Source organism: Pseudomonas mediterranea CFBP 5447 (genome assembly GCF_000774145.1).
GTDB lineage: Bacteria > Pseudomonadota > Gammaproteobacteria > Pseudomonadales > Pseudomonadaceae > Aquipseudomonas > Aquipseudomonas mediterranea.
Window position 1 is genome coordinate 111,406 of sequence record NZ_KN322982.1, and the last position, 23,832, is coordinate 135,237.

Sequence of the window (23,832 nt, forward strand, 5' to 3'; positions counted from 1 at the left end):
TCAGCGCTCGGGTGAGACCTCTTCTCCCCCGCTTGAGGGAGCACAATATCAAGCGACTCTTCAGATAAAAGCAGCCTTTGGCTGCTTTTATCATTTGGGCGCCAGGCAACGCTGGTAAACCAAATGCCCATGCCTGTGCTTGTTGAGCGCTTTTCTACTGCAATTCATGAAATTCCAGAGAACGTGTCCGTGATCAACATTGATCACCACTAGCATCTGGTATCTAGCCTCATAAACCCCGATAAACGCGAGACGGTACGACCCATCGGAATAAAACACCTGCCAGACTTCCATAGGGTTACGCACGGTATCGACTGCAAACGCAGTGAATCGCTCACGAGCGTTGGGTCTCTTCTCGACAATGTGTGAAAGGTACTGCCGCCTGACAATCACCGGCACATACGGCGTGTTCATCAACACCGTGTCCATGCCCTCTCGCAGGCCAAATCCCAGAGCGACCTGCCTCAAGGCAGTATCGAAGTCAGCTGCACCGGGCAACTCCTGTACTAGCTCAGCAGTTGACGCGACAGCGACATCTCGAATATCGAGCAAGCCAAGGTCTTTCCAGCTTTTTTGACCAGACGCCTCCCTTACCCCGGGAAAACTCATGCAAATGACCTTTAGCATCCACTTGCATGTTTCGTAGATGCTGGCTACAGCCACCATCCAACCGATCCAGACCTGGTAATGCTCCTCTAATGGAAGCGCCACATTTCAACCGTTCGAACCGCTGGCGGGTATCAGCAGGCGTCTTTTTCTCTTCTGGGAAATTTCCGACAACGTTGCAGGCAACGTGATCAACAAGAAAAATTACACAACCCAACACCCGCCAAACCAGCAAAAAAACAAAATCCCACATAAGCTCCAACCAGCACCTACCGGAGCTTTTCACCACAAAACCGCGACAACCGTGGCAAGCTGCACGATGATAGCCACATGCACAGCCTGACCCGGGCCAGGTGCACAACAATAGCGAGCCCACTTAAGCAGAGGGCATTACCTCATGGATAGCAGAACCCTACGCAACCTCATGCGCATCGTGCAGACCGGCTCGTTGTCGGCGGCGGCGGAACATTCGTGTCTCACGGTGCAGGCATTGGCGGCGCAGTTGAACAAGGTCGAGGAGCAATTCGGCTTCCGGTTGTTCAGGCGTTCGAACAAGGGCCTGACGTTGACGAGCCAAGGCTCGGAACTGACCCCTTTCATGGATCAGGTGCTGGTGGCCACACGGCAGCTCGAAGAAAAAGTCATGGCGCTCAAGAAGCCCCGGCAGCGCACGCTGAAGATGGCGCTCAACACCACTCTGCCGGCGGAATTCAACCGGCGGATGATCGATCGGTTGATAGCCGTTTTCCCTCAGTACCAGCTGGAATTCAGTTACGCCGAGTCAATGGAGAACCTGAGCAAACTCAAGAATGAAGACTTTGACCTGGCCATCCTGATCGGGGCGCAGCAGAGCGGCTTTTCCAGCATCACGATGCCTGATGTACAGGTTCGGGTGGTGGGCGCCCATTGCGGCAATGAGGGCGATTCCCTTGGTTTGCTCGGAGACAGGTTTCAGGTACGCCCCGCAGAAGAGTGTCCGTATTCCCACAGCTTCCTCCGTTTTCTCGATGCAGGGCTGAGCGAATACGGCTCGAGTCAGCGGATGGTGTACTCCTGCAGCGAAACGCTGACGTTGTCGTTGATCACCCAACTCGATGGCCTGGGGCTGGTGTCCCGGGATGCGGCATTGCGCAACGGCCTGACGATTTTCCCGGGCTTCGAGGACTCTCTCGAGGTGCGCCTGGTAGTGAACAACCCCGAATTGTCCGGCGAAGCGCTGAACGACGTGGTGGACCTGGTGCTACAGGAACGAACCGAGCGCGATATACGCCGCCGTACCCACCGCCACACTGAGAAACAGGTTACGGCTGAAATACGCACATAACAGCGTCGGAATTGCGGCGTAGAACTCCGGGCGGTCGAGTTGTATCTGCTGATCCTTGATCAACAAGGGGGTGAGGCTGATGGCTGCGACGATCGCCACCGGCAGGTATTCCAGGGCGCGGGCAATGAAAGGCGGCCAGTGTTCCGTGTTGACCTGCAACGGCAAGGCACGGGGCAGGAAGGTCACGGCCATCATCAGGACCACCACCAGGATCAGGAACGTTTGGTCAGGCATACGCCCACCCCGCAGCCAACGAACGTGGCGATAAAGACATTGAATGGCGAAGTGCCCAGCAGGCTCAGCCCACCCATGCAGACGACGGCCGCCAGGGCTGCGATCAGCTTGTTACGGGTATTGCACAGCGAAACCAGCACGTAGAGCATCATCGCGGTCAAGGCATAGTCGAGCTGATACTTGATCAGGTGCGCAGCGTATTGCGCGCACACGGCGCCCAACAAGCCGCCTAGCACCCATGACGTATGGCAGAACAGGTTGAAGCCGATCAGGTAGCGCACACTCACCGGCGCCCCGCTGCCCAGCTTGACGCTGTGGAAAGCGAACGACTCGTCCGTAAGCCCGGATGCATAACACCAGCGCTCGAAACGACTGAGCCCCAATGCACGCAAGGCCTTGGCCATGTAGACCGACATCAGCATGTGTCGCGCATTGATCAGGAATGTAGTGAGCACGATGGTGGTCAGCGACGCCCCGCTGGAAATCAGCGCCAGCGCCGCAAACTGCGAGGCGCCGGCGTAGACGAACAGGCACATCGCTACCGGTAGCCACAAGGGCAACCCGGCGTTGACCGCCATCAGACCGAACACAAACGAAACCGTAAAATAACCCGCTACCACCGGACTGGCTTCGGCGAAGGTACGCGAGGCTTGTGGTTCGACCACCAGCGGCTGGCTGGAAGTCTTGCTCATAGATCCCTCTCGAAAGTGATTTCACCCCGCGGTTCGCAGAACCCCTGGGCTGCCCAGAAACGCTTGCCGGCCAGATTGGCATCGTCGACGAACAGGAACATGCGCAGCACGCCCACCCGTTTCATGTCGGCGGATGCCGCTTCCACCAGGCGCTGGCCCAGCCCCCGGGTGCGATGCCTTGGGCTGACCGCCAGGTGATTGATGGTGCCACGGGTACCCAGCATACCGCCAATCACCGCGCCCACCACGCTGCCACTGGCATCGATAGCCAGGTAAGCCGTGGTGGTTTCCTGCAATAACACCCCTCGCAGGAAGCGGGCATCCTGCCATTCGCAGAACGACACTTCGTCGAAACCGCGAAAAAACCGCTCCATGCGCTCGGCATCCCTGACCATTGCCCGGCGCAACAGCACCTGCTGCTCCGGGTCGTCCATGGGTACCAACTGTTCAGCGAACAATGTCAAAAGCGGTCCCGGGCCGCGAGAAGGAAATCGCCAGGATCTGCCTGAACGCCATTTCATGGCTGTGGATATTACGGGCCGGGGTCACATAGTGACGCATGTCGCGGTCGAGGAAGAACGTCGTATCGAGGATGTCCTCGTAGGTAGTCGCCGCCAGCTGTTCTTCCTGGGCGGTATACAACCGGCTCTCCGCGCCCGCCACGTTGTGACGTCCCCAGAAATGTACGCCACTGAACGGGTAGCCGTCGCAGTGAATCCCCTCGGGCGTGATTTCCAGTTGTTTGCCCGGCTTGATCTCGATGCGGATCTGGTGGATCTGGCACTGCCAGATTTCATCATGCAGTTCCTGCGGCAGGACGTTCTTGTAGACCTCGAAGTCCGTGTCGATCAGGCTGCGCATCACCGGAGAATTGATCACTTCGTTGGAGAAATCCTGGAAGTGCCGCTCCAGGCCGCCGACGTAGCTGTTATTGGCCTTGGATTGGATATAGGCCCGATGTTCGAGCTGCTTGAGCTCGCGGGTCTGGGGGTTGTATTCGAAGTCGCTGTAACGGCGAAAACGCATGCCTGACTCGGCCTGGCCATAGTAGCTGTCGGGCTCCATGTTCTCCCAGCTTTTGGTCAGCCGGACAAAGTCGCCGAAATGACCGTAGAGATTGAAGTCTCCACCGCGGACGTTAACGTACTTGTCACGTCGTAGCGCTTCGCCCACTTCCCTGTTCAGAACGATCATTTTTATTAGGTCTCCACTGCATTGAGCGGCCTAATCTAGTAGGTGCAGAATTTCCGTCCATGAAAAAGAATTTGAGTCACTTCAAGATGCACTTGAAACGAAGGGTGAAGGACCATCGGCACGCTTTTTTTTTCGGGAAAATAGACGGCTACAGCAATATCTCCGATGCCAGAAGCCAAAAAACCCCGAATATGGATTCGAGGTTTTTTGGGGGCTCAGCTAATGCGATCAGGCATCAGAAGACGTTGATCGGGTAATCCACGAACACACGCAGCTCGTTGCCGCTGACGTTGTACTCGCTGGATTTTTGCGAAACACGCAGGACAGAACTGCGCAACCTCACGCTGAGATCCTTGGCCGGGCCGTTCTGGACCACGTATTTGAGCTGGTTGAAGATCTCGCGTTCGGTACCGCCTTCGCTGGTGGAGGTGGTGATGTTATCCCCACGCACGTAAGCGACGTTATAGGTCAGGCCGGGAACGCCGAATGTGCTGAAATCCAGACCGTAGCCCAGTTGCCAGCTGCGTTCGTCTTCCGCGTTGAAGTCGGACCAGTAGGAGTTGGCCAGGTAGATCGTGTTACCACCGTCCCCTACCCGATTCTGTTCACGCTGATAGCCACCATAGGCATAGCCCAGGTTGCTGTCGCCGGTGCTGCGCTGATGAGCGAGCGTGAAGCTGTGCGGTCCGGTGGCGAAGGTCGCGGCCAGGCTCCAGATCTTGTTGTCGTCGCCGGTGACGTTGTTCTCACGAACGTAGTCGTTGTCTAGCTTGGTGCGGTAGCCGTTGAAGTCCAGCGTCAGGGACTGATCCTTGGCCAGAGGGAACACATAGTTGGCGTTGACGTATTGCTTCTTCAGCACATCTTCGACATCCGAGGCGTAGAGCGAAGCCTTGAATTGCTCGGTGAACTGATAGCTGCCGCCTAATACGTTGATCGACTTCAGCCCACCGCTGTCGCGGCCTTCGGCGCTCTTGCGCGATTCGGCGGTGAAACGACCGGCGTTCAGTTCCAGGCCCTTGATCTCTTTGGACGTGATCAGCGTGCCGGTATAGCTTTCCGGCAGCAGCCGCGAGTTGTCATAACTCAACACCGGCAAGGCCGGCATCTGGTCGCCATAGGCCAATACCGTGTTGGAAACGCGGAACTTCACTGCTGCACCGACCTTGGAAAGGTCATCCGCCGCGTTACCGCTGTCGCCTTGCTTGAAGAAGTCGATGCCGCCCGCACCGCTACGGCCTTTGCCGCCATCCAGGCGTAATGCGTACAGGCCGAAGGCGTCTACCCCTACACCGACGGTGCCTTGGGTGAAGCCGGACGAGAACGTGCCGATGGCCGCCTGTCCCCATTCGGCCTTGTCCTGGTTGCCATCTTTGTAGTCACGGTTGATATAGGCGTTGCGCAACAGCACTTTCAGGCTGCTGTCTTCCACGAAGCCCTTGGACTCGGACTGGTCGCTGGCCATGGCGTGTGTCGTGCTCAAAATCCCCAGTGCGATCAAACCGATGCGCGTGTTCAACATGATTATTTTCCTTGTATGGGTTGATACGCACTGCGACCGGCAGCCGAAATGGCGCTTTTTGCGCTCTTTTTCGGACTCTTGCCCCTGAAATAATGAAAAGGCCCGCCCACGAGTGATCGTGTCGGGCCTTTTTATTATTTAAGAATCATGGCTGTTAGCCACAGGCGTAGGACGAATCCTAGCCGTGCCGCCAAGAATGTGTCAATTTCGTGAATCGTCTTTGATCAGGCGAAAAACGTCTAAGAACCCGAACATCCATCAAGGCTGCAGAGCGCTGTCGCAGAAGAGCTCTGCACCGGCAAGGACAGATTCAACCACTCAACGAATGCCTCAGGCTTGCCAAGCCAAGGACCAATGTCCACTCGCGTGAACTGCCCATCCCGTTGCAGGACCAGGGTTGGAAAGCCCTGGCCGCCGACTTTGGCCAGCAAGGCTCGACTGGCCTTGATATGGGTTTCTACATCGATACCGACGAACGCCGAGCGGAATGCCTCGGCTTCAAGCCCGATGGTCTGGGCCAATTCCAGCAGCACCGTTTCATCGGCGATCCGCCGGCCTTCGACGTAGTGCGCGGTTTGCAAACGCTCCAACAGGTCCAGCCCCCGACCACCCATCTGCTCGGCAGCGAGAACCGCGGCGATGGGTGGCGCCGAATCGAACACCGCCCGCTCGTCCCGCAGCAATCCTTCGAAATAGGCCTCACCAAACGACTGCCCGGTGTATTCGGCGATCCGCCGGTCATGGGGCATCACGTAATCGCGCAACTGGGGTGAAACCGATTGGCGATTGGCACCGGTCATCATTCCGCCGCCATGGGCGATCACCGGCAGCACCGCACGGGCGGCTTGCACCAGCGGTTTGGCACCGTAGCACCAGCCGCACAGCGGGTCATAGATGTAATGAAGAGTGGTCATGGAAACTCCGATAGCCATCAGGACTGAATAACGGCAGCTTAGCCTTGAGGACCTTGCGGAAAAACGTCGGAATGGCTTTCAGTCTGTTTCGTGAATCGGTCGAATGCCGGTCACCTGTGGGAGCGAGCCTGCTCGCGATAGCGATGGATCAGTTACCCCGATGCCAGCCGGTACACCGCCATCGCGAGCAGGCTCGCTCCCACAGGGGCTGTTTCAGTCTCTGGTTCGTGCACATAAAAAAAGCGCTGCCATCCCGGCCAGCGCTTTTTATCAATCCGTCGAATTCTTATCCTTGCATGACATCCCACAACGCTTCCAGCTCCGCCTCACTGAACAGTCCAGCGGGGTAGCGCTCCATGATCAACCGACGCGGATCAGGTTCTCTGATCTGACGCGTACCGTTGGACTTCAACCACTGAGCCAGGGCTTGAAGCGACTCACCATTAACGGTCAAGGGATGGCATGTGCGCTCGCTTATCATATTCATTCCAGCGCCCTCTCCTGGTTGATGAGCGGCCAATTTATCCAAGGTTTATTACAAAACAACTCAGCTCCGCTCTTCGGAACTGCTGGGATGCAGATACAAGAGCTATGCCAATGTATCCGGCATCACCACCAAACGGGCACAAAAAAGCCCGCACCCCAATCGGGCCGCGGGCTCGCTTGAATGGATCCAAAAACACCACCGCAGAGCCACCGCGATCAATGTCATTTGGCTGTTACATCGCCACTCATTTTGTGTACGGCGCCGGTTGCTGTTGAGTAAGACAATGGATATTCCCGCCCCCCAGTAACAGTTCGCGACCTGGAACCATGACCACTTCGTGCTGAGGAAACAGGTTCTGCAGAATCTCCCTGGCCGTGGCATCCAGCGGATCGTCGAAGCTTGGCGCGATGATGCCGCCATTGACGATCAGGAAGTTGACGTAGGAACCGGCCAGTCGCACGCTCGGATTGCGCTCCTGGGAGCCTTCCACCGCATCCACGCCGGCGCATTCCGCTTCGGTGGCATACAGCGGTCCCGGAATCGGCATCTTGTGCACCACGAACGAGCGGCCCTTGGCGTCGGTGCTGTTTTGCAACACGTCCATCGCGGCGTGGCAGCGTGCGTAGTTCGGGTCCTGTGGATCGTCGGTCCAGGCAAGCAGAACTTCGCCAGGACGCACGTAGCAGCAGAAGTTATCCACATGGCCGTCGGTTTCGTCGTTGAACAAGCCGTCCGGCAGCCAGATGACCTTGTCCACCGCCAACTGGGCGCTGAGCACCGCCTCGATGTCCTCGCGACCCAAGTGCGGGTTACGGTTGCGATTGAGCAGGCATTCCTCGGTAGTGATCACGGTGCCTTCGCCATCGACATGGATCGAACCACCTTCGAGCACGAAACCTTCCGTGCGGTAACGCGGGCTGCGTTCGATCTCGAGGATCTTGCTGGCTATTTGCGAGTCCCGGTTCCATGGCGAGTACAGCCCGCCGTCAAAACCGCCCCAGGCGTTGAAATCCCAGTCGACACCGCGCACTTCGCCATTGTCATTGATGACGAATGTCGGACCGGTGTCCCGGACCCAGGCGTCGTCGCTGGACATCTCCACCAGGCGGATATTCGGTACGTCGAGGCGCGCCCGGGCGTTTTCATATTGAGCCGCAGACACCGCCACGGTCACCGGCTCAAAACGCGCGATGGCCTTGGCGACCGCTATGTGGGCAGCCTGCGCGGGCTTGCCGCCCAGGCGCCAGTTGTCCGGGCGCTCGGGCCAGATCATCCAGACCTGGGTCTGGGTTGCCCACTCGGCAGGCATGTAAAAACCATCCGCGCGGGGGGTACTGTGCAACGTAGTCATGAATCAGGACTCCAGTGAGCCATCGAGGGTTTTGATCGCTGCGTACAGGTTCGGACGGCGATCCCGGAAAATGCCCCAGGCACTGCGAATGCGCTCCAGCTCGTCGAGATCGAAGCTGTGCACCAATACACCTTCCTCGGTTTCGTTCAACTCCTGGACCTTTTCGCCGAACTGATTGGCGATGAACGACGAGCCGTAGAAGGTAACGTCGTAACCGTCCTGTTCCTCATTGCCAATACGGTTACTGGCCACTAGCGGCATCACGTTGGCGCCGGCATGGCCTTGCTGCACACGCTGCCAGTGATCCCGGGACGCAATGGATTTGTCGTGCGGCTCGCTGCCGATGGCCGTCGGATAGAACAGTATTTCCGCGCCCTGCAGCGCCATGCTGCGGGCACATTCGGGAAACCATTGATCCCAGCAGATACCCACGCCGATCTTCGCATAACGGGTATTCCACACCTTGAAGCCGGTATCACCCGAGTTGAAGTAATACTTCTCATGGTAGCCCGGACCGTCCGGAATGTGACTCTTGCGGTACACCCCCAGGTTCCGGCCATCGGCGTCGATGATTGCAACGCTGTTGAAACGCGCACGTCCGGCCAGCTCGAAGAAACTGATCGGCAACACGACCTGCAGCTCTTTCGCCAGCTTCTGGAAATGCTTGATGGCAACGTTCTCTTCAACCGAGGTCGCCAGCAACAGGTAGTCCGGGTTCGTCTTCTGGCAGAAGTACGGGGTCTCGAACAATTCCTGGATCAGGATGATCTGGGCACCTTTGGCGGCGGCCTCACGAACCCGATATTCAGCGGTCTCGATATTGGCTTCAAGGTCCCAGGAACAGGCCATCTGGGTGGCGGCAACGGTAACGATACGGCTCATGAATCATCTCCGGGCGGTGTGCAGCGGATGACAAAGAGGATAACGGCGAGCACGAAGCGACCACGGCTTCGGCAACGGAAACTTTATAGCCGATAAAAATCGAACTTTAAAGACTTAAATTTATTAAAAACAAAAAAAATCGCGAATATCATCGATAAAAATCGAAAAATATTCGCGATCAATCTGGCGAAGCGAACCGCCAGGCAAGCATCAGCCTCGGATCAGAGTCCTTCGTCCAATACCTTCGAAAGCATATCGACGAAGAAATCCACGCTCTGACGCGTCGTCACCATGGGCGGCTTGATCTTGAGGATGTTCAAGTAATCACCGGTGGGTTGCATGAAGATGCCCAACTCCCGAAGGCGGTTGCACAGCGTCGCGGTTTCCTCGGTGGCGGGCTCCAGGGTTTCGCGGTTGCGGACCAGCTCCAGGCCCAGATAGAACCCCGAACCATGCACCGCGCCGACCAATGGGTATCGGTCCATCAGGGCTTCCAATCGTGCCTTGAAGTGGCCGCCCACCACTCGGGCGTTCTCCCACAGCCCTTCTTCTTCCATGACATCCAGCACGGCAATGCCGATCTGACAACTGACCGGGCTGCCGCCGGACGACGAGAAGAAATAACCTTCGGCTTCCAACGCCTCGGCGATTTCCCGGCGGGTGATGACCGCGCCCAGTGGCTGGCCATTCCCCATGCCCTTGGCCATGGTGATGATATCCGGCACCACGCCTTGCTCTTCGAAGCCCCAGAAAAACTCGCCCATGCGTCCGTAGCCGACCTGTACTTCGTCAGCGATGCACACGCCACCGCGTTCGCGCACCAGTCCATAGACCTGTTTCAAGTAACCAGGTGGCAGCGCGATACCACCGGCATTGCCGTACACCGGCTCGCAGATGAAGCCGGCGAGCTGACGTTTCTGCTCGGCGATTTTCGCCAGGTTGTGCTCGACACTGCGCACATAGTCCGGCGCGCTGTCTGGGCCACGGAACTCACCGCGATAAGTGTTGGGCGCGGTCACCGGATGCACCCAGTCCGGGCGGCTGCTCAGGGCCTTGGGATTGTCGGCGATGGATGTCGAGACCGCGTCTGCCGCCACCGACCAGCCATGGTAGGCCTCCAGCACACTGAGCATGTCCCGTCCGCCGCTGTAGGCCCAGGCCAGGCGGATCGCCAGGTCGTTGGCCTCGGTGCCGCTGTTGACCAGGAACACCCGATTCATGTTTGACGGCGCCAGTGACAATAACCGTTCGGAAAATTCGGCAATGGCCGCGTAGTGAAAACGGGAGTTGGTATTGAGCAGCGACCACTGCCGGGCAGCCACGGCCGCCATACGTGGATGACCGTGCCCCAACACCGCGACGTTGTTGAGCATGTCGACATAGGAGCGCCCCTGCATGTCGATCAGATGGTTGCGCCAGCCACGCTCGATGCGCGGCGGGTCGACGTAATAATGTTTCTGGGTGCGGGCGAAGCTCGCATCGCGACGGGCCAGCAATGTCTTGGCGTCGACTTCCTCTTGGGCGTCGCAAGCCAGCCCGAGCAATACCGCCGGTGAAGGACACAATGCCTGCCAGGCCGGGGCTGCGGACGGGGTGCAGAACAACGGAGGGCTCAGGTGCGAACCCCGGCATAACTGCACCCGCAAGGGGCCGGCCACTTCGCCCAATACCTGTCCCTTGACCAGTGCGGCCCCGGCATGCAGCGGCGATACCACACCCCACAGCCGAATGCTCAGCTGTGAACTGTCCAGTTGCAGCATGCCGTCGGCGGTCTTGTGCAATATCCCGGCAAACGGCGATTCGAGCGGCGTGCCGTGAGGTACATGCAGCTCCACATGCAGCGGGCAGGTTTCAGGCTCCACGGCACTGTCCGGCCGGGTGCGTGACAACCGATACTGGCCGTAACGGCTGGCGGCCAATCCGTGAACGGTGGCGGCTTCGCTCAGCAGACGCTGGTCGATACCTGGCTGCTCCCAGTTGCCGGCCTCGAAATGCGGGCTCAGCACCCCCAGGTCAATCAGGGCGAACTCGCGACCCACCAGGGTCGGCAACAGCGGTACGAACCCTTCACTGACAACCGGTGGCAGACTCTGGCCAACGGCGGCCAGGATGGCCGCCTCCATCAGCTCGAACGGCACCGAGTGGGCAACCCGGAAGATTTCCCATTCATGCTCCAGATTAGCGCGGCTGTAGGCGTTGTCCGGGTCAATGGACACCTGTTGTTCGCCACTGAGCACCAGCACGGCGGCACGCGCCACAATCAGCGGCCAGAGCGCCAGCAGCTCTTCGCGCTGCAACGGGTTAGTCCCGTGATAAGCCTGGACCGCCGGTAGGATGAAGAACGGATCGCCATTGGCGTGGTGCAGCAATGCCGCACAAGTTACCGACAACTCGGTGATGCGCCAAGTGCGGATCAGGTCGCCGAAATCGATGACGCCTTGCAATTGCCACTGGCGCTGGGCATCGCGCTGCCAGACCACATTGTCATCGGTCAGGTCCATGTGGATGGCTTGCACCGGCAGGTGGCCCTTGAGCGGATGCAGGCGTCGCTCGGCCTGTTGCGCAACCTCGGCGATCAGGCCGCGTCGTTGATCGTCCTGGATGACCGGCAGCAGATGGCCGATCAGCGCATCGGCATGGCGGGCGTCCCATTGCAGGGTGCGCTCCAGGCCCGGATGGTCGAATGCGGCCAGGGCCTGGTCGACTTCCGCACACAAGCGCCCCAGGCCGCTCACCAGTTCCAGGCCCAGATGCTTGAGTTGGGTCAGGGGCTGGCCGTCGATGTATTCCAACAACCTAACGTGAACCGCCTGTCCATCGACGTCGAGCGTCAACAGATCCTGGCCGTTACTGGCCACGATCACCCGTGGCACTTTTACCGCACCGTGGCTGGCCAGTTGCCTGAGGGCCGCATGCTGGGCCTGGAGCTCCTGGACGTCGTAGTCACCATGGCAAATTTTTAACACAAATCGCCCGCGCTCGCTGTCGACGCGGTAGTTGAGATCCTGCTGGCTGCCAAGGGGTCGCAGGTCACCGCTGAGGCCGTAGTTCAAGCGCAGCAGCACCAACGCCTGCTCGGCGCTGATCTGTGGGCTGGGCAAACTGGCACGATGAACCAACGTAGCGAGTGGCATACAACGACCCCTGATGTGGTTTTTTTTGAACACCTATCACGCCATTGAGTTGGAGAATAAGCAACCCCTCTTTGCTAAAAGAGCGACGTCCACCCCCTTTTTTGGGGAGCGACGAATACCTTTGGCAAGTTGCTCATCCTGGGTTGACCTCCCGATTCGGGGACACTCCCGGAATATCCCGCTTGCACCGTCATCCGCATGTCGACAAGCTATGCTTCATATTTTGTCGTCTCATGGAAAAAGGCTTAACCGGATGCGCATTCTCATCACTGGTGGTGCCGGCTTCATCGGCTCGGCCCTCGTACGGCATTTGATCCTTGATACCGAACACCAGATCCTGAACCTCGATAAATTGACGTACGCTGGCAATCTCGAATCGCTGAGCAGCGTCGATCACGACAGTCGTTATGAGTTCGTACAAGCTGATATCGTCGATCAACCCACAGTCAGTGCCGTGCTGGCGCGGTTCAAGCCCGATGCGATCATGCATCTGGCAGCGGAGTCCCATGTGGACCGCTCCATTGATGGTCCGGCGGACTTCATCCAGACCAATATCGTAGGCACCTACAGCCTCCTGGAAGCTACCCGCGCCTATTGGCAGACCCTGCCAGAACCCCGGAAACAGGCGTTTCGTTTCCACCACATCTCCACCGACGAAGTGTACGGTGACCTGCACGGCGTCGATGACCTGTTCACCGAAACCACCCCGTATGCACCCAGTTCCCCTTATTCCGCCAGCAAGGCAGCGTCCGACCATCTGGTTCGTGCCTGGCAGCGCACCTACGGCTTGCCCGTGCTGCTGACCAACTGCTCCAACAACTATGGGCCGTTCCACTTCCCTGAAAAGCTGATTCCGTTGGTGATCCTCAACGCCTTGGCCGGCAAGCCATTGCCAGTGTACGGCGACGGACAACAGGTGCGGGATTGGCTGTATGTCGAAGACCATGCCCGGGCACTGCTGAAAGTCGTCACCGAAGGCGTGGTCGGAGAGACCTACAATATCGGCGGCCACAATGAACAGAAGAACATCGATGTCGTACGCGGCATCTGCGCGTTGCTCGAAGAACTGGCGCCCGACAAACCCGAAGGGATCGGGCGCTATGTCGATCTGATCACCTTCGTCAGGGACCGCCCCGGCCACGACCTGCGCTATGCCATCGATGCTGGGAAGATCGAACGGGAACTGGGCTGGACGCCCAGGGAAACCTTCGACACGGGCCTGCGCAAAACCGTGCAGTGGTACCTTGAGAATCTCCAGTGGTGCCGACGTGTCCAGGACGGCAGCTATCAGGGCGAGCGCCTCGGCTCGCTCGATGAAAAGGAATCGATTGCATGATGAAAGGCATTGTTCTGGCCGGTGGTTCCGGCACGCGGCTGCACCCGATTACCCTCGGGGTTTCCAAGCAACTGCTTCCGGTGTACGACAAACCGATGATCTACTACCCGATCTCGGTACTGATGCTTGCGAGTATCAAGGACATCCTGGTGATCTCCACCCCACAGGATCTGCCGCAATACCGCAACCTGCTGGGCGATGGCAGCCAATTCGGCGTGCAGTTCAGTTACGCCGAGCAACCATCACCCGATGGCCTGGCCCAGGCATTCCTGATCGGCGAACAGTTCATTGGCAGCGATCCGGTGTGCCTGATCCTGGGCGACAACATTTTCCACGGACAGTACTTCGGTGAACAATTGCAGACCGCGGTCAATCGGCGGCAAGGTGCGACCGTATTCGGCTACTGGGTCAAGGATCCGGAGCGTTTTGGCGTGATCGACTTCGACGCCGAAGGCCATGCCCTTTCCATCGAAGAAAAACCCGCCGAGCCCAAGTCCAGCTATGCGGTCACTGGCCTGTATTTCTACGATAACGACGTGATCCAGATCGCCAAGGCGATAAAGCCGTCCAAACGCGGCGAACTGGAGATCACCGACGTCAACAACGCTTATCTGCAACGCGGCGACCTGCATGTCGAGCGATTCGGTCGTGGTTTCGCCTGGTTGGACACCGGCACTCACGACAGCCTGCTGGAAGCCTCGCAATACGTGCAGACCATCGAACATCGCCAAGGCCTGAAAGTAGCGTGCCTGGAAGAAATCGCCTACCAACAGGGCTGGGTCAGCCGCGAGCACATACTTGAGCGTGCCGAGTACTTCGGCAAGACCGGCTACGGCCAGTACTTGTTCAAGATCGCCGGAGAAACACGTTGAACGTCATCGCCACCCGACTGCCGGATGTCCTGATCATCGAGCCGAAAGTCTTCGGCGACGACCGCGGCTTTTTCTACGAAAGCTTCAATGCCCGGGCATTCGCCGAGGCCACTGGCTGCGACCTGCAGTTCGTCCAGGACAACCATTCACGCTCGACCAAAGGCGTGCTGCGGGGCCTGCATTATCAGATCGAACAGGCCCAGGGGAAGCTCGTGCGAGTCATCGCCGGCGAAGTGCTGGACGTGGCTGTGGACATTCGCCGCAGCTCGCCCACTTTCGGCCAGTGGGAGAGCGTGCGTCTGTCGGCGCAGAACCAGCGGCAGCTGTGGATTCCGCCAGGCTTCGCCCACGGTTTCATGGTACTGAGCGAGTCAGCGGATTTTCTCTATAAAACCACCGATTACTACGCGCCCGTGGCCGAACGCTGCATCCGTTGGGACGATCCGGACCTGGCCATCGACTGGGAGCTGGAGGGCGCGCCCACCCTCTCGTCCAAGGACCAGAACGGCAAGTTCCTGCATGAGGCCGACCTTTTCCCATGAGTGAGCCCTTGCGAATCCTGATCCTCGGCAAGAACGGCCAGGTGTCCCGGGCACTCCAATCACGCCTGGCCGACACCGGCGAGCTGATCGTGCGCGGCAGCGACCAACTTGACCTGGCACGCCCGGATCAACTGCGCTCCCACATAGATGCCCTGCACCCCGATCTGATCATCAACGCCGCCGCGCACACGGCTGTCGACCAGGCCGAGAGCGAGCCGGAACTGGCCTTTGCCATCAACGCCAGCGCACCGGGGACCCTGGCTCTCGCAGCAAACGAGCTGGGGGTCCCGCTGATCCACTACTCCACCGATTATGTCTTCGATGGCCGCAAGCCACAGCCCTACACAGAGGACGACACACCCAACCCGCTGAGTGTCTACGGACGCAGCAAACTGGCCGGCGAGGATGCCATCCGCCAAGCCGGCGGCCAGCATCTGATATTGCGCACCAGTTGGGTGTATTCCACCGAAGGCCGCAACTTCCTCCTGACCATGCAGCGTCTGCTCCAGGAAAAACCGCACCTGCGGGTGGTCGCCGACCAGATCGGAGCACCGACCTGGTCTGGAACCATTGCCGACAGTACCGCCAGGCTTATCGAGCGCTGGATGACGGGCCGGTGCGGCGCCTGGGGCACCTATCACCTGACGGCCCAAGGGGAGACATCCTGGTTCGGTTTTGCCCAGGCCATCGGTGAACAGTTGGTCGGGCAGCACAAGCCTTGTGCGGTCATTGAGCCCATCCCGTCCAGCGACTACCCGACGCCGGCCCCGCGGCCGCTGAACTCGCGCCTGGATTGCACACGTCTGCTCCGGGAATGGGGAGTGAGCCAGCCAGACTGGCGAAGCGCGTTGCAGCAGTGCCTTGCCGAGCGACACTAGCGTCCGGTCTCGGAAATAAGCTGTTCATTTTTGGCGGCGTCTTGGGTGCACGGCCGGCGTTGCCACTCCTCGCCATAGCCCTGCTATGACTCGTCGCGGCGCCTTGGCCGAACACCCAAGCCACTCGCCAAAAAAGAACGTATTTCCGAGACAGGACACTAGGCATAATGCGCTTGTTCCTACAGGCGCACGCTCATGAACTCCACCCTTCCCCGCAGACCCCGTTGGCGCAGCCTGGCCTTGCTTGCACTGTGCCTGGCACCATTGCTATGGCCGCTGGAGCATCTGGCCGAGCGCTATTACCGCAGCGAACTGGCTGGACAGAATCGCCAGACACTGGACCTTTACGTCGCCAACCTGCTGGGCACGTTGCACCGCTATGAGGTCTTGCCGCAGATTCTCGGCGACCTGCCGGCACTGCGCGCGACGCTGTCCGCTCCGGACGATGAGTTCACCCAAAGCAACGCCAACCAGCTCCTGAAAAAAATCAGCACCCAGACCGGCGCCGAGGTGATGTACCTGATGGACGCCACCGGCAAGACGCTGGCGGCCTCGAACTGGGACAAGCACGACAGTTTCGTCGGGCGCAATTTTGCCTTCCGGCCGTACTACATCGAAGCCATGGCCGGACGCCTGGGGCGCTTCTTCGGCCTGGGCACCACATCGGCCAAGCGCGGCTATTTCTTCGCCGCCGCCGTACGCGAGCGCGACCGCGTCATCGGTGTGCTGGTGGTCAAGGTCGACCTGGACCATACCGAAAGCCTGTGGGGCAAAACTCCGGAACAGTTGCTGGTGACCGATCACAACGGGGTGGTCATCCTGACTTCACGGCAGGAATGGCGATTCCGTTCGACGCGCCCGTTAAGCGATGAGGAACACAGCGCAATCAGCGCCGTGCAACCCTACCCGACCCGCGATCCGAAACCGCTGAACCTGGATCCACAGGCTTGGCTGACCCAGACCCAGACCATCGAAGAAACGGGATGGAGCGTGAGCATCCTCGCTCCACGCACCCTGATCGACCGCCCTGTGCGCACCGTCGTCGCCACCGGCGGGGCGGCGCTGCTGGTCTTGATGCTGTTGCTCGGCTTGATGATGCAACGCAGGCGGCATTACCTGGACCGGATCGCTTTCGAAGGCAAGGCGCGTCACGAGCTGGAAGGCCGGGTGGCCGAGCGCACCAGCGATCTGGAAGGCCTGAACCGGCGGCTGAAGCAGGAAGTCCTGGAGCGCGAGCAGGCGCAACAGGAACTGGTTCGCGCCCAGGATGACCTGGTCCAGGCCGGCAAGCTGTCCGCCTTGGGTACCATGTCGGCCAGTATCAGCCACGAGCTCAACCAGCCGCTGGCAGCGATCCGCAGCTACGCGGAAAACGCCGAGATATTGCTCGACCACCAGCGCACCGAGGACGCCAGGGGCAACCTCAAACTGATCAATGAACTGACCGGGCGCATGGCGTCGATCATCGCTCACCTGCGGGCCTTCGCCCGCCGCGATCGCCATGCGCCGGAAAGCGTCGCCCTGCAACCGGCCCTGGACGATGCCTTGGCGCTGCTCGCCAAGCGTCGGCGCAGCATGGAAGTGGAGCTGATCCGCGACTTGCCGGCAGCCACGCTGTGGGTCGAGGCTGGAGAAACCCGCTTGCGCCAGGTGCTCGGCAACCTGTTGGCCAATGCCCTCGACGCCCTGACCGAAAAAGGTCCTCCGCGCAAACTCTGGCTCAGTGCCCAGGCCACCGAAACCGGCGTCAATCTGTACATCCGCGATAACGGCCCGGGCTTTTGCATGGAAGCCCTGGGCCGTGCCGGCGAACCCTTCTACACCACCAAGACCCGTACCCAGGGTCTGGGGCTGGGGCTGGCGATCTGCGACACCCTGATGCGCGCCTTCGGCGGCGAACTGTCGTTCGCCAACCACAAGGAGGGCGGCGCCCTTATCACCCTCAAACTGCGCGCCGGCGCGCCCGGGGTAAGCTTGCAACCGTCCGAGGACCGTAGCGTATGACCATCGACAACCGGATTGAGGTGGTGCTGATCGATGACGATCCCCATCTGCGTCAGGCCCTGAGCCAGACCCTCGACCTGGCCGGCCTGAATATCCTGTCCCTGGCCGAGGCCAAGGGCCTCGCCGGGCAACTGCCCCGGGACTGGCCGGGCGTGGTGGTCAGTGACATTCGCATGCCGGGCATCGACGGGCTCGAACTGTTGAATCAACTCCATGCCCAGGACCCGGAGCTGCCGGTGTTGCTGATCACCGGCCACGGCGACGTGCCGCTGGCAGTCCAGGCGATGCGCGCCGGGGCCTATGACTTCCTGGAAAAACCTTTCGCCAGCGATCACCTGCTCGACAGCGTACGCCGGGCCTTGGCCCTGCGCCGTCTGGTGCTGGACAACCGCAGCCTGCGCCTGGCCCTCAGCGACCGTCATGAACTCAGCGCTCGCCTGGTCGGCCAGTCCACACCCATGCTGCGCCTGCGCGAACAGATCGGCGCATTGGCGGCGACCCGCGCCGACGTGCTGATCCTCGGTGAAACGGGCGCCGGCAAGGAAGTGGTGGCCCGCGCGCTGCATGACCTTTCGGGCCGACGCAACGGCCCGTTCGTGGCGATCAACGCCGGGGCCCTGGCCGAATCGGTGGTGGAAAGCGAACTGTTCGGCCACGAGCCGGGGGCTTTCACCGGCGCGCAGAAACGTCGCATCGGCAAGTTCGAGTTCGCTAATGGCGGCACGCTGTTCCTCGATGAAATCGAAAGCATGAGCCTGGACGTCCAGGTCAAGCTGCTGCGGCTGCTGCAAGAGCGCGTGGTGGAGCGCCTGGGGGGCAATCAACAGATCCCGCTGGACATCCGCGTCATCGCCGCGACCAAGGAAGACCTGCGCCAGGCGGCCGACCAGGGACGCTTTCGCGCCGACCTGTACTACCGCCTGAACGTGGCACCGTTGCGCATACCGCCGTTGCGCGAACGGGGCGAGGATGCGCTGATGCTGTTCCAGCACTTCGCCGACGAAGCCAGTGCGCGCCATGGCCTGCCACCCCATGAACTGCAACCGGCACAACGGGCGCTGCTGCTGCGCCACAGCTGGCCGGGCAACGTCAGGGAGTTGCAGAATGCCGCCGAACGTTTCGCCCTCGGCCTGGAGCTGGCCCTGGACAACAGCGCGCCGGATGGCACGCCCGGCACACCGGTGGAGATCGTCAGCGGTGGCCTGAGCGAACAGGTCGAGAATTTCGAGAGAACCCTTATCGCCGCCGAGTTGGCCCGCCCCCACAGTTCGGTACGCAGCCTCGCCGAAGCCCTGGGCATTCCGCGCAAGACCCTGCACGACAAGTTGCGCAAGCATGGCCTGACCTTCGGCGACAGCAACCCTGGCGCGGCCGATGACTCCGATTGAGTTATCGTTGTCTTCCTTACAAACAAGAGGCCCGGCAATGAACCGCGACAGCCGTTACCTGGAATCGATCCTGCACCATGACATCCCGCTGACCCGTGACATGGGTCTCAAGGTGCTCGATTGGCAGGCCCGACAACTGCGCCTGTTCCTGCCGCTGGAGGCCAACGTCAACCACAAGAGCACCATGTTCGGCGGCAGCCTGTATTGCGGCGCAGTGCTCGGCGGCTGGGGCTGGCTGCACCTGGCCCTGCGCGAGGAAGGCATCGAGGACGGGCATATCGTGATCCAGGAAGGGCAGATCAGCTATCCGCTGCCGGTCACCCGCGACGCGGCGGTCATCTGCGACGCGCCTGAAGAAAAGGTGTGGAAGCGTTTCCTGGCCACTTACCAGCGTTACGGACGGGCGCGACTGCCCCTGCAAACACGAGTGGTGAATGAGGGCAGCGAAGAAGCAGCGGTGCGGTTCGAGGGGCAGTACGTGTTGCACCGCTGAGCTCTGAGCGGTACCGACACCCTGTGGCGAGGGAGCTTGCTCCCGCTCGGTTGCGCAACGACCGCAAAATTCCAGGACTGCTTCGCAGCCCAGCGGGAGCAAGCTCCCTCGCCACAAAAAAAAAGCATTAATGACTCAGGAACGAGCAAACGCCAGCAGTTGCTCACGCCACGCTGCTTTCGCCGGCAACGCCAGGAACGATGCATTCAGCAGCGATTCCCGCGGCGGATAGCAGAACCTATCGCCGCTCAAGTCCAACACCTCGCCGCCCGCGCCTTCCAGCACCCCCTGAGCCGCGGCGGTGTCCCACTGGGACGTGGGCGCCAATCGTGGATAGAAGTCCGCCGCGCCTTCGGCTACCAGGCAAAACTTCAATGAACTGCCAATGCTGGTGAGCTGCAGTTCCCCCAGGCTCTGGCTCAAACCGCTCAAGAGACGTTCCTGCTCCGGGCTGGTATGACGGCGACTGGCGACCACGGTGAACGCTTCACCCGGCCCAGGCACGTTACGCACCCCTACTGGCACGGGCTCGGCGCCCTTGTCGCCACGCCAGGCGCCCAGCCCCGCGCCGCCAACGTAGAAGCGGTCGTTGGTGGGCGTCGATACCACGCCAAACACCACGTGTCCCCGCTCGATCAGCGCAATGTTGACGGTGAACTCCTCGCTACCGGAAATGAACTCCTTGGTCCCATCCAGCGGGTCCACCAACCACCAGCGCTGCCAGCCGGCGCGCACATCCTGGGGGATATCGGCGTCCTCTTCGGAAAGGATCGGGATCTCCGGGGCCAGGGCCGTCAGCCCGGCCACGATGACGTCATGAGCGGCCATGTCCGCGGCGGTCACCGGCGACTCGTCGGCCTTCTGGACAACCTGCACGTTGGCACGCCAGAAAGGCAGGATCGCCTCGCCGGCCTTGCGCGCCAATTCGACCACCGGGGCCATCAGGGGATGAGGGTAATTCATGCCAGGAACGCTCCACGCAGAGTCAGCAGGTCACGGGCCAGGTACAACGCCGCCAAAGCGCGGCCCTCAGTGAACTGCGGGTTTTGCGCAAGGGTCGACAACTCCCGCAAGTTGACCTTGTCCACGCGCATCGGCTCAGGCTCGTCCCCCTCCAGCCGTTCTTCGTACAGGTCCGTCGCCAGCACTACCTGGATTTTCTGGCTCATGTAGCCGGGAGACAACGACAGCTCGGTCAGGTGCTCCAACTGACGCGCACCAAAACCGGCTTCTTCCTTGAGCTCACGCTCGGCCGCCGCCAGTACGTCCTCGCCCGGCTCGATCAGGCCCTTGGGCAGCGACAGCTCGTAAGCATCGGTACCGCCGCAATACTCTTCCACCAACACCGCGTGATCGGCATCGAGCATCGCCACGATCATCACCGCGCCATAACCCGGGCCCTTGCCCGCCAAACGCTCGTAGGTGCGTTCCACGCCATTGGAAAAACGCAGCTTCAGCTCCTCCACGCAAAACAAGCGGCTGGTGGCGACGATCCGTCGATCGAGTATGGTGGGTTTCTGGCGCATAAACGGCTCCCTGGGCGATAGCAGGCTACTATACCCGGCCTATCCTGAATGTTTATGGCGGATATCCGATTACCGCTGGAGAAGTTTTATGGCCTTGCTGCCCTGGCACGAGATCGACACGGTGCTGCTGGACATGGACGGCACCTTGCTGGACCTGCATTACGACAACCATTTCTGGATGGAACACCTGCCCCAGCGCTACGCCGACTTGCATGGCGTGAGCCGGGCCATGGCCGAGATGGAACTGCAACCGCTGTTCGAACGCAACGCCGGCCAGTTGCAGTGGTATTGCCTGGATTTCTGGAGCACAGAGCTGAAACTGCCGGTGCGCGAGCTGAAACTGGAAACCGCGCACCTGATCGCCCTGCGGCCGGATGCCGATACCTTCCTAGGGGCCATCCAGCGAGCCGGCAAGCGCGTGGTGATGATCACCAATGCCCACCGTGACTCGTTGTCCCTGAAGCTGGAACGCATTGAGCTTGCCCCTTATTTCGAGCGCTTGATCAGCTCCCACGACTACGGCTTCCCCAAGGAAAACCCGCAATTCTGGGACGCGCTGAAAGCCGACCTGGATTTCGACCCGGCTCGCAGTTTGTTCATCGACGACACCCTGCCGGTATTGCGCAGTGCCCGGGACTTCGGCGTAGCACACCTGCTGGCCGTCAGCGAACCGGACAGCCGCAAGGGGCCGAAGGATACGGGGGAGTTCGCGGCGCTGGGGGATTATCGGGATCTGATTGCAGGGCTTTGAGCTTTTGTGGCGAGGGAGCTTGCTCCCGCTGGAGTCCGAAGGACTCCCAATCCATCTGACGCGTTGAATCAGACATCAGGCGTCCACCGGTCTTGGGGCTGCCTCGCAGCCCAGCGGGAGCAAGCTCCCTCGCCACAGGGTTCGCTATTCGGGAATGCGCAACGACTGCCCTGGATAGATCTTGTCCGGGTTCTTGAGCATCGGTTTGTTGGCCTCGAAGATTTTCATGTACTTGTTTGCATCGCCATAGACTCGCTTGGAAATAGCACTCAAGGTGTCGCCTTTTTCGACCGTCACGAATCTGGCCTCCTTCGCGACCGGACCGGTAACCGTGATCTGGTCATCGACACCGCTGATACCGGCCACATTACCCAACGCCAACAGAATCTTTTCCTTCTCTTCCTGACTCGCGGCTTCACCCGTGGCTACGACTTTTTCGCCCTCGACCTTCACCTGGATCTTTGACGTATCAATGCCTGTCAGCGCGTGCTGCACGTGCCGGGTCAGCGCTTCACCATTGGCCTGGGCCTTGTCGGGTGTCAACGCATCAAGAATTTTCTCACCGGCATCTTTCAAAAAACTGAAAAGGCTCATCGTATTCTCTCCCTGGGTTTGAATGTCCAGACGTACCAGACTAGACCCGAACGAAACGAACCACGCTCCCGGCCGACCAATGACCGCGCCACGCGCAAGCGCTAGAATCCGAATCTCCCCGCGCCCTGGAGCGAAGATGGACATCAAGCAGCTGAAATTTCTCATCGCGCTGGACGAAACCCGCCACTTCGGCCAAGCCGCCGCACGCTGTCACATCACTCAACCCACCTTGTCGATGCGCCTGCGCAGCCTTGAAGAGGAACTTGACCTGCCACTGGTCAATCGCGGCCAGCGCTTCGAAGGCTTCACCGCGCCAGGGGAACGGGTACTGGCCTGGGCGCGTACGGTGCTGGCGGCGTACGACGGCCTGCAAGCCGAAGCGGCAGCCTGTCGTGGCAATCTGGCCGGTACCCTGCGCCTGGGCGTGGTGCCCCTGTCCGACTTCGACCCGCTGTCGATGATGCAACGACTGCATGCCGAGCACCCCGAGCTGCATTTCGAGCTGTCGTCCCTGAGCTCCGAACAGATCCTCGAACAACTGGCAAGCAACCGCATCGACCTGGGCGTTTCCTACCTGGAGCGCCTGGACAACGAGCGTTTCGAATCCCTGCCGTTCAGTCCTACCCGCATGGGCCTGCTGTACGACCAGCGCTTTTTTTTCTTCGGTGAACAACCCCTGACCTGGCAAGCGCTGATCGAACTCCCCCTGGGCATGCTCACCAGCGGCATGCACTTTCGACAGTCCATCGATCACAACTTCCACAGCCGCAACCTCGCCCCCCGTCCACTGTTGCAAACCGACGCCGTGCATCAGCTCCTGCAAGCCGTACATGGTGGGCTGTGTTGCGCGGTGATGCCGTTGAACAGCGGCCTTGATGTCCTGACCGAAGACCTGCGCATGCAGCCTATCGTCGATGCGCAAACGCTGGTCCCACTGGGGCTCATCATGCGCCGCGGTGCCCCGCGCTCGGCGTTGGCAGAGGCCTGTTTCGCCCTCTATCAGAAATCAACAGCAACATCTTGATCGACGTCATCTATCGAAAGATCGGTAATAGCGATTAGACGTGGCAGATTGCCGCATTTAGTCTTGTCACTATTCGAACCGTCG

Annotated in this window: 24 protein-coding genes; 10 read left to right on the forward strand and 14 right to left on the reverse strand. The window is 60.2% G+C overall.

Annotation, left to right across the window (positions count from 1 at the left end; translation table 11 throughout):
• Window positions 1-90: 90 nt before the first annotated feature.
• Complete coding sequence (locus N005_RS04750) at window positions 91-711, reverse strand: PBECR2 nuclease fold domain-containing protein (protein WP_152980178.1); 621 nt, start codon at window positions 709-711, stop codon at window positions 91-93.
• 292 nt (window positions 712-1,003) lie between these two features.
• Here N005_RS04750 and N005_RS04755 point away from each other — a divergent pair, with 292 nt between their 5' ends.
• Window positions 1,004-1,930, forward strand: coding sequence for a LysR family transcriptional regulator (locus N005_RS04755; RefSeq protein ID WP_047699876.1), 927 nt, complete (start codon window positions 1,004-1,006; stop codon window positions 1,928-1,930).
• Here N005_RS04755 and N005_RS04760 read toward each other — a convergent pair.
• The 10 genes from N005_RS04760 to N005_RS04810 all read right to left on the reverse strand — a co-directional run bounded on the left by N005_RS04760 (window position 1,847) and on the right by N005_RS04810 (window position 12,340).
• Window positions 1,847-2,164 (reverse strand): AzlD domain-containing protein, encoded by a 318-nt coding sequence (locus N005_RS04760; protein WP_047699877.1) that lies wholly within the window; start codon window positions 2,162-2,164, stop codon window positions 1,847-1,849. The two genes, N005_RS04755 and N005_RS04760, sit on opposite strands and share 84 nt — an antisense overlap.
• Window positions 2,143-2,856, reverse strand: coding sequence for an AzlC family ABC transporter permease (locus tag N005_RS04765; protein WP_047699879.1), 714 nt, complete (start codon window positions 2,854-2,856; stop codon window positions 2,143-2,145). The genes N005_RS04760 and N005_RS04765 overlap by 22 nt, the downstream gene beginning before the upstream one ends.
• Window positions 2,853-3,290: a GNAT family N-acetyltransferase gene (locus N005_RS04770; protein ID WP_174245326.1), complete on the reverse strand. Its 438-nt coding sequence runs from the start codon at window positions 3,288-3,290 to the stop codon at window positions 2,853-2,855. Before N005_RS04770 ends, N005_RS04765 begins: the two co-directional genes overlap by 4 nt.
• A gap of 13 nt (window positions 3,291-3,303) precedes the next feature.
• Window positions 3,304-4,050: a 2OG-Fe dioxygenase family protein gene (locus N005_RS04775; protein ID WP_047699881.1), complete on the reverse strand. Its 747-nt coding sequence runs from the start codon at window positions 4,048-4,050 to the stop codon at window positions 3,304-3,306.
• A gap of 235 nt (window positions 4,051-4,285) precedes the next feature.
• Window positions 4,286-5,572 (reverse strand): OprD family porin, encoded by a 1,287-nt coding sequence (locus N005_RS04785; protein WP_047699885.1) that lies wholly within the window; start codon window positions 5,570-5,572, stop codon window positions 4,286-4,288.
• 239 nt (window positions 5,573-5,811) lie between these two features.
• The gene (locus tag N005_RS04790) at window positions 5,812-6,486 is read right to left on the reverse strand and encodes a DsbA family protein (RefSeq protein ID WP_047699887.1); all 675 of its coding nucleotides are present in this window, start codon (window positions 6,484-6,486) and stop codon (window positions 5,812-5,814) included.
• Between the two features lie 286 nt (window positions 6,487-6,772).
• Window positions 6,773-6,973 carry a hypothetical protein gene (locus N005_RS04795; protein WP_047699889.1) on the reverse strand — a complete coding sequence of 67 codons (201 nt, stop codon included), beginning with the start codon at window positions 6,971-6,973 and terminating at the stop codon, window positions 6,773-6,775.
• A 244-nt stretch (window positions 6,974-7,217) separates the two neighbouring features.
• Window positions 7,218-8,324, reverse strand: coding sequence for an agmatine deiminase (gene aguA / locus N005_RS04800; protein ID WP_047699890.1), 1,107 nt, complete (start codon window positions 8,322-8,324; stop codon window positions 7,218-7,220).
• Between the two features lie 3 nt (window positions 8,325-8,327).
• Window positions 8,328-9,206 (reverse strand): N-carbamoylputrescine amidase, encoded by an 879-nt coding sequence (gene aguB, locus N005_RS04805; protein WP_047699892.1) that lies wholly within the window; start codon window positions 9,204-9,206, stop codon window positions 8,328-8,330.
• Window positions 9,207-9,427: 221 nt separating this feature from the next.
• A complete protein-coding gene (locus N005_RS04810) occupies window positions 9,428-12,340 on the reverse strand; it encodes an aminotransferase (RefSeq protein ID WP_047699894.1) in 2,913 nt (970 codons plus the stop codon).
• Window positions 12,341-12,593: 253 nt separating this feature from the next.
• Between N005_RS04810 and rfbB the strand changes: the two genes are divergently transcribed.
• The 7 genes from rfbB (at window position 12,594) to N005_RS04845 (ending at window position 19,853) form a co-directional block, all read left to right on the forward strand.
• A complete protein-coding gene (gene rfbB / locus N005_RS04815) occupies window positions 12,594-13,676 on the forward strand; it encodes a dTDP-glucose 4,6-dehydratase (protein WP_047699896.1) in 1,083 nt (360 codons plus the stop codon).
• Window positions 13,673-14,548 (forward strand): glucose-1-phosphate thymidylyltransferase RfbA, encoded by an 876-nt coding sequence (rfbA, locus tag N005_RS04820; protein ID WP_047699899.1) that lies wholly within the window; start codon window positions 13,673-13,675, stop codon window positions 14,546-14,548. Before rfbB ends, rfbA begins: the two co-directional genes overlap by 4 nt.
• Window positions 14,545-15,090, forward strand: coding sequence for a dTDP-4-dehydrorhamnose 3,5-epimerase (gene rfbC / locus N005_RS04825; RefSeq protein WP_047699901.1), 546 nt, complete (start codon window positions 14,545-14,547; stop codon window positions 15,088-15,090). The genes rfbA and rfbC overlap by 4 nt, the downstream gene beginning before the upstream one ends.
• On the forward strand, window positions 15,087-15,968 hold the full coding sequence (gene rfbD / locus N005_RS04830) for a dTDP-4-dehydrorhamnose reductase (protein ID WP_047699903.1): 882 nt from the start codon (window positions 15,087-15,089) through the stop codon (window positions 15,966-15,968). Before rfbC ends, rfbD begins: the two co-directional genes overlap by 4 nt.
• Before the next feature lie 195 nt (window positions 15,969-16,163).
• The gene (locus tag N005_RS04835) at window positions 16,164-17,972 is read left to right on the forward strand and encodes a sensor histidine kinase (RefSeq protein ID WP_047699905.1); all 1,809 of its coding nucleotides are present in this window, start codon (window positions 16,164-16,166) and stop codon (window positions 17,970-17,972) included.
• The gene (locus N005_RS04840) at window positions 17,969-19,360 is read left to right on the forward strand and encodes a sigma-54-dependent transcriptional regulator (RefSeq protein WP_047699907.1); all 1,392 of its coding nucleotides are present in this window, start codon (window positions 17,969-17,971) and stop codon (window positions 19,358-19,360) included. The genes N005_RS04835 and N005_RS04840 overlap by 4 nt, the downstream gene beginning before the upstream one ends.
• 37 nt (window positions 19,361-19,397) lie before the next feature.
• Window positions 19,398-19,853, forward strand: coding sequence for a YiiD C-terminal domain-containing protein (locus tag N005_RS04845; protein WP_047699908.1), 456 nt, complete (start codon window positions 19,398-19,400; stop codon window positions 19,851-19,853).
• 135 nt (window positions 19,854-19,988) lie between these two features.
• Here N005_RS04845 and cysQ read toward each other — a convergent pair whose 3' ends face one another.
• A complete protein-coding gene (cysQ, locus tag N005_RS04850; protein ID WP_047699911.1) occupies window positions 19,989-20,816 on the reverse strand; it encodes a 3'(2'),5'-bisphosphate nucleotidase CysQ in 828 nt (275 codons plus the stop codon).
• The gene (gene nudE / locus N005_RS04855; protein ID WP_047699913.1) at window positions 20,813-21,379 is read right to left on the reverse strand and encodes an ADP compounds hydrolase NudE; all 567 of its coding nucleotides are present in this window, start codon (window positions 21,377-21,379) and stop codon (window positions 20,813-20,815) included. The genes cysQ and nudE overlap by 4 nt, the downstream gene beginning before the upstream one ends.
• A gap of 88 nt (window positions 21,380-21,467) precedes the next feature.
• On the opposite strand from nudE, the gene yrfG reads away from it, so the two are divergent.
• Complete coding sequence (yrfG, locus tag N005_RS04860; RefSeq protein WP_047699915.1) at window positions 21,468-22,130, forward strand: GMP/IMP nucleotidase; 663 nt, start codon at window positions 21,468-21,470, stop codon at window positions 22,128-22,130.
• 144 nt (window positions 22,131-22,274) lie between these two features.
• Here yrfG and lysM read toward each other — a convergent pair whose 3' ends face one another.
• On the reverse strand, window positions 22,275-22,724 hold the full coding sequence (lysM, locus tag N005_RS04865; RefSeq protein ID WP_047699916.1) for a peptidoglycan-binding protein LysM: 450 nt from the start codon (window positions 22,722-22,724) through the stop codon (window positions 22,275-22,277).
• Between the two features lie 136 nt (window positions 22,725-22,860).
• On the opposite strand from lysM, the gene N005_RS04870 reads away from it, so the two are divergent.
• Window positions 22,861-23,748, forward strand: coding sequence for a LysR family transcriptional regulator (locus N005_RS04870; RefSeq protein WP_047699918.1), 888 nt, complete (start codon window positions 22,861-22,863; stop codon window positions 23,746-23,748).
• Window positions 23,749-23,832 lie beyond the last annotated feature (84 nt).

Excerpts from the sequence above, each read along its gene's own strand:
- N005_RS04755 (WP_047699876.1), top strand. The coding sequence starts at position 1,004 with ATGGATAGCAGAACCCTACGCAACCTCATGCGCATCGTGCAGACCGGC.
- N005_RS04760 (WP_047699877.1), bottom strand. The coding sequence starts at position 2,164 with ATGCCTGACCAAACGTTCCTGATCCTGGTGGTGGTCCTGATGATGGCC.
- N005_RS04765 (WP_047699879.1), bottom strand. The coding sequence starts at position 2,856 with ATGAGCAAGACTTCCAGCCAGCCGCTGGTGGTCGAACCACAAGCCTCG.
- N005_RS04770 (WP_174245326.1), bottom strand. The coding sequence starts at position 3,290 with ATGGACGACCCGGAGCAGCAGGTGCTGTTGCGCCGGGCAATGGTCAGG.
- N005_RS04775 (WP_047699881.1), bottom strand. The coding sequence starts at position 4,050 with ATGATCGTTCTGAACAGGGAAGTGGGCGAAGCGCTACGACGTGACAAG.
- N005_RS04785 (WP_047699885.1), bottom strand. The coding sequence starts at position 5,572 with ATGTTGAACACGCGCATCGGTTTGATCGCACTGGGGATTTTGAGCACG.
- N005_RS04790 (WP_047699887.1), bottom strand. The coding sequence starts at position 6,486 with ATGACCACTCTTCATTACATCTATGACCCGCTGTGCGGCTGGTGCTAC.
- N005_RS04795 (WP_047699889.1), bottom strand. The coding sequence starts at position 6,973 with ATGAATATGATAAGCGAGCGCACATGCCATCCCTTGACCGTTAATGGT.
- aguA (WP_047699890.1), bottom strand. The coding sequence starts at position 8,324 with ATGACTACGTTGCACAGTACCCCCCGCGCGGATGGTTTTTACATGCCT.
- aguB (WP_047699892.1), bottom strand. The coding sequence starts at position 9,206 with ATGAGCCGTATCGTTACCGTTGCCGCCACCCAGATGGCCTGTTCCTGG.
- N005_RS04810 (WP_047699894.1), bottom strand. The coding sequence starts at position 12,340 with ATGCCACTCGCTACGTTGGTTCATCGTGCCAGTTTGCCCAGCCCACAG.
- rfbB (WP_047699896.1), top strand. The coding sequence starts at position 12,594 with ATGCGCATTCTCATCACTGGTGGTGCCGGCTTCATCGGCTCGGCCCTC.
- rfbA (WP_047699899.1), top strand. The coding sequence starts at position 13,673 with ATGATGAAAGGCATTGTTCTGGCCGGTGGTTCCGGCACGCGGCTGCAC.
- rfbD (WP_047699903.1), top strand. The coding sequence starts at position 15,087 with ATGAGTGAGCCCTTGCGAATCCTGATCCTCGGCAAGAACGGCCAGGTG.
- N005_RS04835 (WP_047699905.1), top strand. The coding sequence starts at position 16,164 with ATGAACTCCACCCTTCCCCGCAGACCCCGTTGGCGCAGCCTGGCCTTG.
- N005_RS04840 (WP_047699907.1), top strand. The coding sequence starts at position 17,969 with ATGACCATCGACAACCGGATTGAGGTGGTGCTGATCGATGACGATCCC.
- N005_RS04845 (WP_047699908.1), top strand. The coding sequence starts at position 19,398 with ATGAACCGCGACAGCCGTTACCTGGAATCGATCCTGCACCATGACATC.
- cysQ (WP_047699911.1), bottom strand. The coding sequence starts at position 20,816 with ATGAATTACCCTCATCCCCTGATGGCCCCGGTGGTCGAATTGGCGCGC.
- nudE (WP_047699913.1), bottom strand. The coding sequence starts at position 21,379 with ATGCGCCAGAAACCCACCATACTCGATCGACGGATCGTCGCCACCAGC.
- yrfG (WP_047699915.1), top strand. The coding sequence starts at position 21,468 with ATGGCCTTGCTGCCCTGGCACGAGATCGACACGGTGCTGCTGGACATG.
- lysM (WP_047699916.1), bottom strand. The coding sequence starts at position 22,724 with ATGAGCCTTTTCAGTTTTTTGAAAGATGCCGGTGAGAAAATTCTTGAT.
- N005_RS04870 (WP_047699918.1), top strand. The coding sequence starts at position 22,861 with ATGGACATCAAGCAGCTGAAATTTCTCATCGCGCTGGACGAAACCCGC.